10 protein-coding genes are annotated in these 12,411 nt (G+C 69.8%); 4 read left to right on the plus strand and 6 right to left on the minus strand.

The window, feature by feature from the left end; all coding sequences use genetic code 11:
* Window positions 1-31 precede the first annotated feature (31 nt).
* From ACSMFO_RS26765 to ACSMFO_RS26775, 3 genes are read left to right on the plus strand one after another with little or no spacing between them, the layout of a single operon-like run.
* Entirely contained in the window at window positions 32-589 is a 558-nt protein-coding gene (locus tag ACSMFO_RS26765) for a TetR/AcrR family transcriptional regulator (RefSeq protein WP_436460930.1), read from the plus strand.
* A 44-nt stretch (window positions 590-633) separates the two neighbouring features.
* Entirely contained in the window at window positions 634-1,368 is a 735-nt protein-coding gene (locus tag ACSMFO_RS26770) for an HAD family hydrolase (protein WP_038510490.1), read from the plus strand.
* A gap of 56 nt (window positions 1,369-1,424) precedes the next feature.
* Complete coding sequence (locus ACSMFO_RS26775; protein ID WP_436460996.1) at window positions 1,425-3,725, plus strand: glycoside hydrolase family 65 protein; 2,301 nt, start codon at window positions 1,425-1,427, stop codon at window positions 3,723-3,725.
* A gap of 6 nt (window positions 3,726-3,731) precedes the next feature.
* On the opposite strand, the gene ACSMFO_RS26780 is transcribed toward ACSMFO_RS26775, so the two are convergent.
* The 4 genes from ACSMFO_RS26780 to ACSMFO_RS26795 all read right to left on the minus strand — a co-directional run bounded on the left by ACSMFO_RS26780 (window position 3,732) and on the right by ACSMFO_RS26795 (window position 9,543).
* Window positions 3,732-3,911, minus strand: coding sequence for a hypothetical protein (locus ACSMFO_RS26780; protein WP_436460931.1), 180 nt, complete (start codon window positions 3,909-3,911; stop codon window positions 3,732-3,734).
* Between the two features lie 39 nt (window positions 3,912-3,950).
* Window positions 3,951-4,907: a Ppx/GppA phosphatase family protein gene (locus tag ACSMFO_RS26785; RefSeq protein ID WP_436460932.1), complete on the minus strand. Its 957-nt coding sequence runs from the start codon at window positions 4,905-4,907 to the stop codon at window positions 3,951-3,953.
* A gap of 203 nt (window positions 4,908-5,110) precedes the next feature.
* Window positions 5,111-6,151, minus strand: a complete 1,041-nt coding sequence (locus tag ACSMFO_RS26790; RefSeq protein ID WP_038510482.1) for an LLM class F420-dependent oxidoreductase — start codon at window positions 6,149-6,151, stop codon at window positions 5,111-5,113.
* An 80-nt stretch (window positions 6,152-6,231) separates the two neighbouring features.
* Entirely contained in the window at window positions 6,232-9,543 is a 3,312-nt protein-coding gene (locus ACSMFO_RS26795; protein ID WP_436460933.1) for a DUF885 domain-containing protein, read from the minus strand.
* A gap of 125 nt (window positions 9,544-9,668) precedes the next feature.
* Here ACSMFO_RS26795 and ACSMFO_RS26800 point away from each other — a divergent pair, with 125 nt between their 5' ends.
* Entirely contained in the window at window positions 9,669-10,655 is a 987-nt protein-coding gene (locus ACSMFO_RS26800) for an AsnC family protein (protein ID WP_436460934.1), read from the plus strand.
* 246 nt (window positions 10,656-10,901) lie between these two features.
* Here the strand turns inward: ACSMFO_RS26800 and ACSMFO_RS26805 are convergent, their stop codons facing one another.
* Window positions 10,902-11,828, minus strand: a complete 927-nt coding sequence (locus tag ACSMFO_RS26805) for an RluA family pseudouridine synthase (RefSeq protein WP_350582151.1) — start codon at window positions 11,826-11,828, stop codon at window positions 10,902-10,904.
* Window positions 11,825-12,388 (minus strand): signal peptidase II, encoded by a 564-nt coding sequence (gene lspA / locus ACSMFO_RS26810; RefSeq protein ID WP_037344928.1) that lies wholly within the window; start codon window positions 12,386-12,388, stop codon window positions 11,825-11,827. The genes ACSMFO_RS26805 and lspA overlap by 4 nt, the downstream gene beginning before the upstream one ends.
* Window positions 12,389-12,411 lie beyond the last annotated feature (23 nt).

Consider the following 12,411-nt stretch of genomic DNA (forward strand, 5'->3'; position numbering starts at 1 on the left):
GTCGTCCTAGTCAAGGACTATGCTGGGCCACGTGTCCGACACCACCACCCGCGAGCGGATGATCTCGACCGCGATGACGCTCTTCCGCCGTGAGGGCTACCAGGCGACTTCATGGCGGCGGCTGGTCGAGCAGGCGGGCACGCCCTGGGGGTCGGCGTACCACCACTTCCCCGGCGGCAAGGAGCAACTCGCGGTCGCCGCGATCGAACTCGGCACCGCCGTCGTGGCGAAGACGGTCCGCCGCGCTTTCGAGCGCAACGAGACGGTCGAAGACGCCGTGGCCTGGTGGTATCGCAAGGCGGGTGAAGCACTGGCCGCCGACGGCTACCGCGGTGGCTGCCCGCTCGCCACGATCACGCTGGAGATGGCGCACGCCTCCCCCGCGATCACCAAGGCGTGCCAGGACGCGTTCGCCGCCTGGCACAAGCTGCTCGTCGAACTGCTCGGCGACGTCGAGGATCCCGAAGACGTCGCGACGGCCATCATGAACAACCTCGAAGGCGCCCTGCTGGTCAGCCGGGTCCATCGGTCGCCGGAACCGCTGGAGCGGGCCGCGCGGCACGTCGCGCTCGTGGTCCGCGCGGCCTGACGAAGCCGAGCGCCCACCGGCGAGCGCGGGTAGCGTTGCCAGGCATGATCGGTCTGCCCGACACCATCACGGCCTGTCTCTTCGACCTCGACGGCGTGCTGACCGGAACCGCGGCCCAGCATCGCGCGGCGTGGAAGCGCACGTTCGACGAGTTCCTGCGCGCCCGCGACGGTGACGCGTTCTCGCCGTTCACCGACACCGACTACGCGGCCTACGTCGACGGAAGGCCCAGGGCCGACGGCGTCCGCACCTTCCTCACCTCACGCGGGATCGAACTGCCCGAAGGCAACCCCGACGACGACATCGACGCCGCCACCGTCAACGGGGTCGGGAACCGGAAGAACCAGCTGGTGCTGAAGATCATCGACGAGGAGGGCGTGACGCCGTACCCCGGTTCCGTCCGGTATCTGGAAGCGGCGAAGGCGGCGGGACTGCGTATCGGCGTCGTCACTTCGTCGGCCAACGGCGCCAAGGTGCTCGACGCCGCCGACCTGACCAAGTTCGTCGAAACGCGGATCGACGGGATCGTGATCGCCGAGAAGAACCTGCGCGGCAAACCCGCGCCCGATTCCTTCCTCGCCGGCGCCGAGGCGTTCGAGGTCGCACCGGCGAACGCAGCCGTCTTCGAGGACGCGCTCGCGGGTGTGCAGGCGGGCAAGGACGGCGGTTTCGGTTACGTGGTCGGGGTGAACCGCGCGCACCAGGCGGGCGAACTGCTCGCGCACGGTGCCGACGTCGTGGTGGACGACCTCGCCGAACTCCTGGAGGACCGCAAGTGAGCGAAGCGCTTTTCCGCGGCTACGAGGTCGCGCCCTGGGAGCTGCGCTGGCACGGGATGGACGTCGGCGCGTTGCAGCGCACCGAATCGGCGTTCGCGGTGTCCAACGGGCACATCGGCCTGCGCGGCACACTGGAGGAGGCGGAGCCGCGCGGCCTGCCGGGCACCTATCTCAACGGTTTCTACGAGCAGCACGACCTTCCGTACGCGGAAACCGGATACGGCTACCCCGAAGAAGGCCAGACCGTCGTCAACGTGACCGACGGCAAGATCCTCCGGCTGCTGGTCGAGGACGAACCGCTCGACATGCGCTACGGCCAGGCCACCGAACACGACCGCGTGCTCGACTTCCGGAAGGGCACCCTCGCGCGCGACACCGTCTGGTCCTCGCCGACCGGTCGCCGCGTCCGGGTGAAGACCGAACGCCTGGTCTCGTTCACCCAGCGCGCCGTCGCCGCGATCCGGTACGAGGTCGAACCGCTCGACGACGATCTCCAGCTGGTGGTGCAGTCGGATCTGCTGGCGAACGAGCCCATCGAGTCCGACACGCGCGATCCGCGGGTCGCGGCGGCGCTGGAATCGCCGCTGGTCGGCGAATATCACCACGCGGAGGCGTATCACGCGGTGCTGGTGCACCAGACCCGGCGATCCGGGTTGCGGATGGCCGCCGCGATGGACCACAAGATCGACGTCTCCGACGGCGTGCGCACGCATATCGAGGCCGAGGACGACCTCGCGCGGCTCACCATCGCCGTCGACGTGCCCAAGGGCGGCCGCCTGCGGATCACCAAGTTCCTCGCCTACGGCTGGTCCGCGCAGCGTTCGGTGCCCGCGGTGCGCGCGCAGGTCGAGGCCGCGCTGGCCGGGGCCCGGCAGACCGGCTGGAAGGGACTGCTCGCCGAACAGAAGGAGTTCCTCGACGATTTCTGGGAGACCTCGGACATCGAGATCGACGGCGACCCGGAACTGCAGCAGGCCGTGCGGTTCGCGCTCTTCCATCTCCTGCAGGCCGGGGCCCGCGGTGAGACGAGGGCGTTGGCGGGCAAGGGTTTGACCGGCCCCGGCTACGACGGCCACGCGTTCTGGGACACCGAGACCTTCGTCCTGCCCGTGCTCACCTACAGCATGCCGGACGCCGCCCGCGACGCCCTGCGCTGGCGCCACTCCACTTTGGACAAAGCGCGGGAAAGGGCGACACAGCTGGGTTTACGCGGAGCCGCGTTCCCCTGGCGGTCCATCAACGGCGCGGAATGTTCGGCGTACTGGCCGGCGGGCACGGCGGCGTTCCACGTCAGCGCGGACATCTCCGACGCCGTCGTGCGGTATCTCAACGCCACCGGCGACGACGAGTTCATGCGGACCTGCGGCGCGGAGCTGCTCCTCGAGACCGCGCGGATGTGGTTGTCACTGGGGCATTTCGACCGGCGGGGCCGGTTCCGGATCGACGGGGTCACCGGGCCGGACGAGTACTCCGCGGTGGCGGACAACAACGTCTACACGAATCTGATGGCCCGCCGGAATCTGTTCTACGCCGCGGAAATCGTCGGCCAGCACGACGACATCGCCCGGCGGTTCGAGGTCGGCGAAGACGAGGTCGCGTTGTGGCGCAAGGCGGCCGACGCGATGCTGGTGCCCTACGACGAGGACCTCGGCGTCCATCCGCAGTCCGAAGGGTTCCTGGAGCACGACGAGTGGGATTTCGCGGCGACGGACCTGGATTTCTACCCGCTGCTGCTGAACTTCCCGTACTTCGACCTGTACCGCAAGCAGGTCGTCAAGCAGGCCGATCTCGTGCTCGCGCTGCACCTGTGCGGGGATTCCTTCACCCCCGAGGAGAAGGCTCGCGACTTCGCCTACTACGAGGCGCGGACAGTGCGGGATTCCTCGCTGTCCGCGGGAACACAGGCCGTGATCGCGGCCGAGGTCGGGCATCTCGAACTGGCCTACGACTACCTCGCCGAGGCGGCGCTCACCGACCTGCACGACGTGCACAACAACGTCCGCAACGGACTGCACCTGGCCTCGCTGGCGGGTGCGTGGCAAGGCACCGTCGCCGGATTCGGCGGGCTGCGCGACCACGGCGGGCGGCTGACCTTCGCGCCGCGGCTGCCGCCACAACTGCGGCGGATCGCGTTCCGGCTGACCTTCCGCGGCACCCGGTTCCAGGTCGAGATCGACGGCGAGAGCGCGACCTACCACGTGATCACCGGGGAACCGCTGGAACTGGCGCACCACGGCGAGACGTTCACGGTGACCGCCGAACCGGTGCGGCTGCCGATCCCGGCGATCGACCCGGGCCCGGCGCCGACACAGCCAGCGGGCCGCGCTCCGGCGAGGAGGCAGCCGAAGGACGCGTGATACCGGTCAGTCCGGAGGTTCGATCGGCGCCTCGCCGCCACCCGGCACGTCGTCGACCTCCTTGGTGCCGTGCGGCCCGACGTCACGGTTCGGCGCGCTCGGCACGTCGGTCTTCGGCTGGATCCCGCGGAGGTCGTCGAGGTCTTCTTCGTCGTCGTGCCCGAAGCTCTTCTTGCTTTCCCTCATGTGTCCGGGGTACCCGTTCACGGCCGGATGCGCCAGTCCTCAGGCGGCTTTCGCCGGTTTGCCGTCCAGCGTGACCAGCCCGTCGAGCATGCCGAGCAGCAGTCCGTCCCTGGTGGACCACGGGCAGATGGCGACCTGACCACCCGAAAGCGTCAGCAACGCCTCGGCGACGATCGCGCCCGCGAGCGCCTGATGCGAACGCTGGCGCGAAATGCCCGGCAGTTCGGCGCGGCGTTTCGCGGGCAGTTTCGCCAGCCGCGGGATCCACGCGCGGAGGTCGTCGAGGTGCAGTTCCCTGGAACGGGACGGCCGGTCCCCGGCGAGCCGGGCGAGTTGCCGCAGCACCTTGGAGCAGCCGACGGCGTGATGGTCGCGGATCTGCGGCAGGACGTCCCGCATCGCGTCGCCGACCTCGTCGAGCACGTGTTCCCGCATCGCCCGCACGACCTTGGGTGACGGGCACTCGGTGCTGAACCAGTCCCGGGTCAGCGAGCGCGCGCCGAGCGGCAGCGAATGCGCGAACCCGGCCTCCTCGGCGTCCCCCGCGGCGAGTTCGACGGTCCCGCCGCCGATGTCGAGCACGAGCAGCCGTCCGGCGGATGCCCCGTACCAGCGGCGCGCGCCGACGTAAGCCAACTCCGCCTCGCGGCGGCCGGTGAGGAAGCGCAGTTTGACCCCCGTCGCCTTCGCGACGTCGCAGACGACCTGCTTCACGTTGGCCGCGTCGCGGATCGACGACGTGGCGAGCGGGTACACGTCCTCGACGCCGTGCTTGGCGGCCATGGTCATCCCGGCCTCGACCGCGGAGGAGACCGCGTCGATGCCGCGCCGGGTCAGGTTCCCGTCATCGTCGAGTTCCCGGTCCAGCCGCAGCCGCGTCTGGTGGCTCAGCACGGGGTCGAGTGGCGAACCACCCTTGGCCAGGACGACCAACCGTGCACTGAACGACCCGACGTCCAGGACCGCGGCGGACGGCTCGCCGATCTGCTTGCGCACGCGAGGCACCTCACCTTCGTCGCGAACGGATTTCCCCCGAGGTCTCGCTTTCACTCCTGATAATGGCGGATTTCCCCGCCGTTCAGGCGTAATTCACGTTCTCTTTCCACCGGGAGGCCGTTTTTTGACCACGAAGGGGGTACACCGGCGCAGGTCAAGTATACCGTATCGATACAGGTGAGAGGTTCGCCTCCCCTGCGCGCCTAGTCGACGAGTTCGCGCAGCTTCGAAACCTGTGCCACGCGGGCCTCCCGGCCGGGCAGCAGCGGGTTGACCACCAGCGTGGTCGCACCGGCCTCGCGGAAGGCCGCCAGCCGCTCCTTGACGTAACCCTCGGGACCGATCAGCGAGATCGCCCTGATCAGTTCCTTCGGCACCGCCGCGGCGGCTTCTTCCTTCTTGCCGTCCAGGTAAAGGTCCTGGATGAGCTTCGCTTCGGCCTCGTAGCCGTACCGCTGAGCGAGACTGTTGTAGAAGTTCTTGCCGCGCGCGCCCATACCGCCGATGTAGAGCGCCAGCATGCCGCGAAGGTGGTCCAGCATCCCCTCGACGTCGTCACCGATCGCCAGCGCTGTGCCGACGAAGGTGTCCAGCTCGCCCAGCGACGGGTCGCGTTTCGCCTTGCCCTCGGCCAGTGACGCGCCCCAGACGTCGGCGGCCTTCTCGGGATGGAAGAAGATCGGCTCCCAGCCCTCGGCGAGCTCGGCGGTGAGCGCGACGTTCTTCGGGCCGATGGACGCCAGCAGGATCGGGATCCGCTCGCGCACCGGGTGGTTGATCAGCTTCAGCGGTTTGCCGAGCCCCGTGCCCTGCTCGGGTGGCAGCGGGATCGAGTAGTGCGTACCGGAGTGCACCACCTTCTCCCGCCGCCACACCTGACGGCAGATGTCGATGATCTCGCGCGTGCGCCCGAGCGGCGCGTCGTACTTCACGCCGTGGAAACCCTCGATGACCTGCGGACCCGAGGCGCCGATGCCGAGCGTGAACCGGCCGTCGGACACGAAGTCGAGCCCGGCGGCGGTCATCGCGGTCAGCGTCGGCGTCCGCGTGTAGATCTGGAAGATGCCCGACGCGATCTGGACGCGATCGGTCTTCGCCGCGACGTAGCCGAGCTGGCTGACCGCGTCGAACGAATAGGCCTCGGGGACGAAGACGATGTCCAGCCCGGCCTTCTCCAATTCGACGATGTCGGCCACGCTCTCGGCGAACCCGCCGGCGTAGCTGATCGCGGTCCCGATCCTCATCCGCATCTCCTCGTGAAGTTACTGAGCGCTCGCTTAGCGACAGTATGCGCCGGGACCACGCACTTCGCCTGTGTTCCGGCTCACTGCGCGGCCACCCACTCCTTCACCACGTCGTCCAGGACCCGCAGCGGCAGGATGCCGTTGCTCAGCACGACCTCGTGGAAGCCCTTGATGTCGAACCGGTCCCCGAGGGCGGCCTCGGCCTCGGCGCGGATCCGCTCGATCTCCAGCCGTCCCACCATGTACGACAGCGCCTGCCCCGGAACGGCGGCGTAGCGGTCGATCTCGGCCTCGATCTCCACCCTGGCCATCGGCGTGTTCTCGGCCAGGTAGTCGACGGCCTGCTGACGGCTCCAGCCGAGCGCGTGCATCCCGGTGTCGACGACCAGCCGCCCGGCGCGCATCGAATCCTGGGTGAGCATGCCGAACCTGGTCAGGTCGCTCGAGTACAGGCCCATCTCGTCGGCGAGGCGCTCGGAGTAGAGACCCCAGCCTTCGACGTAGGCGTTGACGTCGGCGTGCCCGCGCAACATCGGCAGGCCCTTGAGCTTGTGCGCGATGCAGATCTGGAAGTGGTGCCCCGGAACGGCTTCGTGGAAGGCGATCGCCTCGCTCGTGTGCTTCGGGCGCTGCTCGGCCTCGTAGGTGTTCGCGTAGTAGGTACCCGGCCGCGAACCGTCGAGCGACGCCTCGATGTAGTACGCCAGCGTGCCGCCGGGTGCCTCCGCGGGCGGGACCGGCTCGACCTCGCACCGTTCCTCGGGAACGGTCGAGAACCACTCCGGCGCGACGGCTTCGGCACGCAGGATGGCGTCACGCGCGGCGGTGAGCAGCTCGTCGCCGTCTCGCCAGCGCAGCGCCGGGTCGGTACGCAGCCGTTCGAAGATCTCGTCGAGATCCTTGGTACCGAAGATCTTCTCGCCCAGCTCGCGATACTGGTCGGCCAGTTTCGCGATCATGCCGAGGCCGGTGTCGTGCAGATCCTGCGCCGTGCGCTCGGTGGACGTGTGCGCCCGGATCAGCGCGGCGTACTTCTCCTGCCCACCGGGAAGCGCGCAGAGACCCGGCTCCTTTTCGGACTTCGCCACGGGACGCAGTTCGGTGGCGAGGAAGTCGCGATACCGGGTGTAGGCGGGCCGGACGACCTCGGCCAGCAACCGGTCCCGTTCGGTCTCGTAGCCCTCCACGGAAACGGACGCGGTGAGCGCCAGCGGATCGCCCGCCTCGTCGCCGAGATAGCGCTCCACGTAAGCGATCCCGCCTTCGACGAGGAAGCCGGGCGGGACCAGCCCGTCGGCCGCGGCCGCGCGCTGACGCACGATCAGGGCGTCCAGGTAAGCGCCGAGGCCCTCCAGCCGCTTCAGATAACCGCGGACCTTCTCCTCGTCGTTCAGCGACAGCACCGCGAGTTCGTTGAGCAGGAACAGCGCGGGCGAGGCCAGCCCGTCGCTGACCGAGAACTCCGCGGCGCGCGAATCGATGACGTCGACCATCGCCTTCGCCTGCTGGATCACGACCTCCCGGGTGACCGCCTCGGCCGGGGAAAGTCCTGCGGTGGCAAGGGCTTCGGCCCGCTCGGCGATGGCGACCGCCGACGCGCGCTGAGCGGCAGCGGCCTCCGCGCTCGGGTCCGGCAGGGAGCCTTCGTCGCCGGGGAGACCGAGCAGGGAGCGCCACAGCGGCAGCTCCTCGAACTTGAGCTCCATCAGCTCCTCGGCGAGGCCGTTCGGGGTGTCGCCGTGGCCCTTCACCCAGTCGCGGACCACACCGTCCAGCACCGAAAGCGGCAGCGAACCGCCGCCGAGCACGACGTCGTGGAACGCCTTGATGTCGAAGCGGCTGCCCAGCGTCAGCTCGGCCGCGGCGCGGATGCGCTGGATCTCCAGCCGTCCCACCATGTACGACAGTGCCTGGCCGGGGAAGGCGATGTACCGGTCCACTTCGGACTCGATCTCCACGAGCGCCATCGGCGTGTTCTCGGTGAGGAAGTCGATGGCCTGGCGGCGGCTCCAGCCCAGCGCGTGCAACCCGGTGTCGACGACCAGCCGTCCGGCGCGCATCGAGTCCATGGTCAGCATGCCGAGCTTCGCGATGTCGTCGGAGTACAGGCCCATCTCGTCGGCGAGGCGCTCGGTGTACAGGCCCCAGCCCTCGGCGTACGCGGTGAAGTCGCCGATGCGGCGCAGCAACGGGAGCTCGGTGAGCCCCTGCGCGAGGCTCAGCTGGAAGTGGTGGCCGGGGATGGCCTCGTGGAAGGCCGTCGCCTCGGCCGCGTGCCGGAACCGCTCCTCCGCCTTGTGGGTGTTGGCGAAGTAGATGCCGGGGCGGGAGCCGTCGACCGCGGGCCACATGTAGTACGCGGCGGGCGCGCCGGGCGCGGATTCGGCGGGGACCGCCTCGACCGTCCACGGCTGCGGCGGGATCCGGCCGAACCAGTTCGGCGCCTCGGCCTCGGCCCTGGTGATGGCCGCGCGGGCCGAGTCGAGCATCTCGTCTGCGCTGGACCAGCGCAGGTCCGGGTCGGTGCGGAGCTTGGTGAAGATCTCCTGGAGGTCGCTGGTGCCGAACACCCGGGAGCCGTGCTCGCGGTACTCGCCGGCGAGGCCCGCGATCACGTCGAGACCGGTCTGGTGCAGCTCACGCGGGGTGCGGACGGTCGTGGTGTGCATCTCGGCGAGCAGGGCGTAGAGGCGCTCGCCGTCGGGCAGCCAGCAGACGCCGGGCTTGTCCTCGGGACGGCCGTGCGGCGCGATCTCCTTCGCCAGCACCTCCCGGTACTCGGCGATCGCGGGACGGACGGTGTCGCGCAGCAGGTCGGCGCGGCGGGTCTCGAAGTCCTCGTTCGGCGCGGGCTGGCGCAGCAGCGGATCGGCCGAGGGCTCGGCGAGGTGGCGGTCGAGGTACGCGACGGCGGCGTCGACCAGGTACGCGACCGGGACCAGGCCGCGGGCGACGCCGTCCCGGTGCCGCTGCGCGGCCTGCCGCAGGTACTCCGGGATCGCGGCGATCCGCCCGAGATGGGCCTCCGCCTGCGCGTCCGTGCCGACCGACATCATCGGCAGCACGGTGAGGACCTCGGCGGCGGGCGAGATGAACAGGTCGCTGATGGTGAACTCGACGAACCGCGAGTCCAGCAGGGCGATCCTCGCCCGCGCCATCGCGATCAGGACGTCACGGGTGGTCTTCTCCTCCGCGCTCAAACCGTCGGTGGCGAGTGCCTCGGCCCGCTCGGCGAGCCCGGCCAGCCGCGCGCGGAAAGCGTCCCCCGCGGCCTCGCTGAGATCGGTGAGCCCGGTCGATTCCGGACGGAAGCCCTGCAAAGCGGGCATGACCGGCTCGGCGTCGAAGAGGGCTTCGACGAACTCGTCGGCGAGGGCGGAGACTTCGCTCATGTTTTCTTTCCCCAGTGGTCGATGGAGGCGATATCCCCGACCCTAATGGAGAGCGAGTACTACCGAAGCCGGGATTTGCGGCCTCTCCCCGCGGCGCCGGAGGCGAGACGGTAGCGTTCCCCGACGTGGCCGTGACCGATCCCGTGGACATCCGCCTGCTCGCCGCCCTCGCGGACCTGGGCAAGGCGGCCGTACACGAACTCGCGGCGAAGGTCGGGATGGATCCGCGCGAGGTCGCGTACCGCCTGGTCGCCCTCTCGGGCAGCGGATTGCCCCTGCTCGTGGGCGTGGAGAGCGACCCGAACGGGCTACGCTCCGCCATCGCCGGCGCGCCGCCCTCCTGGGCCCAGCAGCCCCCTCAACAACCCCAGCGTCCGCCGGGGCACTCCGGACCGCACAACATCCAGGGCACTCCCTCGGGGCCGTACAACGTCCAGGGGACGCCTTCGGGCGCGTACAACGTGCACGGCACGCCTTCGGGCCGCTACCCCGGTCCGCCGTCGGCCCCGGTGCGCCAGCCGATGGCGCCGCCGCAGCCACCGCCGCGTCCGCCCGCCCCGCCGCAGCAGCAGTTCGCCCCGCCGCCGATGGCGCCCGCCGACCCGGTGATGAGCACCTGGGGTGTCCCCCAGACCGCGTCCTGGGCGCGCGGCGACGAACAGCAGGTCACCCCGCAGGCCGCACCGGAGGGCAAGAAGGGCCGGACCGGCGACGTGATGGAGACCCAGGGCCTGGAGGGCGAGCAGCTCACCGTCCAGTTGCTCGAGGTCCAGGACCCGGCGGACTACCTGTTCAGCGCGGCGGGCTACTCGCTGGAGGCCGGGGAACGGTCGGTCGTGGTGCACACCGAGATCACCAACCGCGGGAACATCCCGTTCGTGTCGCTTCCGGACAACTACCTCGAACTGCTCACCGCGGACGGCAAGCCGATCGCGAAGGCTCCGGTCTCGCTGACGTCGCGGCCGCCGCACAAGATCGGCGTCCGGCCCGGCGAGACGCTCGGCGGGCACACCGTCTACGTGCTGCCGGACGCCACCCGCGTGGTCGCCGTGCGCTGGTCACCGCGGCCGGAGCCCGACGAGCGCACACTGACCTGGTCGATCGAGGACTAGCGCGCCCCCTTTCCGCATTCAGAGGACTGAATGCGGCTCTCCAGGTCACGGCGAGGCAACGGCAGTGAAGCCTCCTTGAGGGACTCTGGGTCCCTCAAGGAGGCCTTCACGGACAAGCGGACTCGGCCTTCGCGGCTGCCCGATGTCGCCTCACAAGTACGTGAAGGACCCCTTCACTGCGCTAGACGCAATGAAGGGGTCCTTCACGTACCCGCCCGCATTCAGAGGACTAAATGCGGAAAGGGGCTAGTTCTCGTCCTGCAGGATCCGCAGCGCGTTCGCCAGGTCGTCCGGGTACTCCGACTCGAACTCGACCCAGCGCCCGTCGGCCGGGTGCGCGAAGCCGAGCGTCTTCGCGTGCAGCCACTGCCGCGAAAGCCCGAGCTTGCGCGCCAGCACGGGGTCGGCGCCGTAGGTCAGGTCGCCGACGCACGGGTGCTTGAGCGCCGAGAAGTGCACGCGGATCTGGTGCGTGCGGCCGGTCTCCAGCTTGATCTGGGCCAGCGACGCGGCACGGAAGGCCTCGACGACCTCGTAGTGCGTGACGCTGGGCCGCCCGCCCTGGACGACGGCGAACTTGTAGTCGTGCCGGGGGTGCCGGTCGATCGGCGCGTCGATGGTGCCGCGCGTCGGGTCCGGGTGGCCCTGCACGATGGCGTGGTAGCCCTTGTCGACGGTGCGTTCCTTGAACGCCCGCTTCAGCACGGTGTACGCGTGCTCGCTCTTCGCCACGACCATCACGCCGGTGGTGCCGGCGTCCAGCCGGTGCACGACGCCCTGGCGTTCGGCCGCGCCGGAGGTCGCGATCCGCAGCCCGGCGGCGGCGAGCCCGCCGACGACGGTCGGCCCGGTCCAGCCCGGGCTCGGGTGCACGGCGACGCCGACCGGCTTCGAGATCACCACGATGTCGTCATCGTCGTGCAGGATCTTCATGCCCTCGACGGGTTCCGCGACGACCTCGATGGCCGAAGCCGGGTCGGGCAGCGTCACTTCGAGCAGTCCGCCGGCGGTCAGCCGGTCCGACTTCCCGGCGGGCTTTCCGTCGAGGTAGATCTCGCCGGATTCGGCCAGTTCCGCCACGACGGTGCGGGAAAGTCCCAGCAGTTTCGCCAGCCCCGCGTCGACGCGCATTCCGTCGAGCCCGTCGGGGACGGGCAGCATGCGCGCGCTCATTCGGTCGCCGCCTTCTTCTTGTCCTTTGTGGATGTTCCGTCGTAGTCCTTGCCCAGCAAGGAAAGGATCACGATGAGCACACCGCCGACGCAGATCGCGGAGTCGGCGACGTTGAAGATCGCCCAGCCCTGCCCGTTCGGCGCGAAGGCGGAGATCATGTCGACCACGTGCCCCTGCAGCGGGCCGGGGGCACGGAAGATGCGGTCGGTCAGGTTGCCGAGCGCGCCGGCCAGCACCAGGCCGAGGCCGATCGCCCAGCCGACCGACCGCAGCCGCCGCGACAGCCAGACGATGGCGATCACGACGGCGATCGCGACCAGCGCGAGCACCCAGGTCAGCCCGGTCGCCATCGAGAAGGCGGCACCGGGGTTGCGCACCAGCTGGAAGTACACGAGCCCGCCGAGGAACTCGACCGGCTGCTTGCCCTCGAGCGTGGACACGGCGATCTGCTTGGTGAGGAGGTCGATCCCCCACAGCACCGCGGCGACGACGAACACCACGGCGACGCGCTTCTTGGGCAGCGGCGGCGATGGTGGCGCGGTTTCGGGCTCTGTACTCACTCCCCCATTGTCCACTGAGCGTG

Source organism: Amycolatopsis sp. w19 (assembly GCF_051373225.1).
Classification (GTDB): Bacteria; Actinomycetota; Actinomycetes; order Mycobacteriales; family Pseudonocardiaceae; genus Amycolatopsis; species Amycolatopsis japonica.

Bases quoted from the DNA above. Each gene is read 5' to 3' on its own strand.
- ACSMFO_RS26790 (WP_038510482.1), bottom strand. From the start codon at position 6,151: ATGAGGATCGGGACCGCGATCAGCTACGCCGGCGGGTTCGCCGAGAGC.
- ACSMFO_RS26770 (WP_038510490.1), top strand. From the start codon at position 634: ATGATCGGTCTGCCCGACACCATCACGGCCTGTCTCTTCGACCTCGAC.
- ACSMFO_RS26805 (WP_350582151.1), bottom strand. From the start codon at position 11,828: ATGAGCGCGCGCATGCTGCCCGTCCCCGACGGGCTCGACGGAATGCGC.
- ACSMFO_RS26780 (WP_436460931.1), bottom strand. From the start codon at position 3,911: ATGAGGGAAAGCAAGAAGAGCTTCGGGCACGACGACGAAGAAGACCTC.
- ACSMFO_RS26795 (WP_436460933.1), bottom strand. From the start codon at position 9,543: ATGAGCGAAGTCTCCGCCCTCGCCGACGAGTTCGTCGAAGCCCTCTTC.
- ACSMFO_RS26775 (WP_436460996.1), top strand. From the start codon at position 1,425: ATGGACGTCGGCGCGTTGCAGCGCACCGAATCGGCGTTCGCGGTGTCC.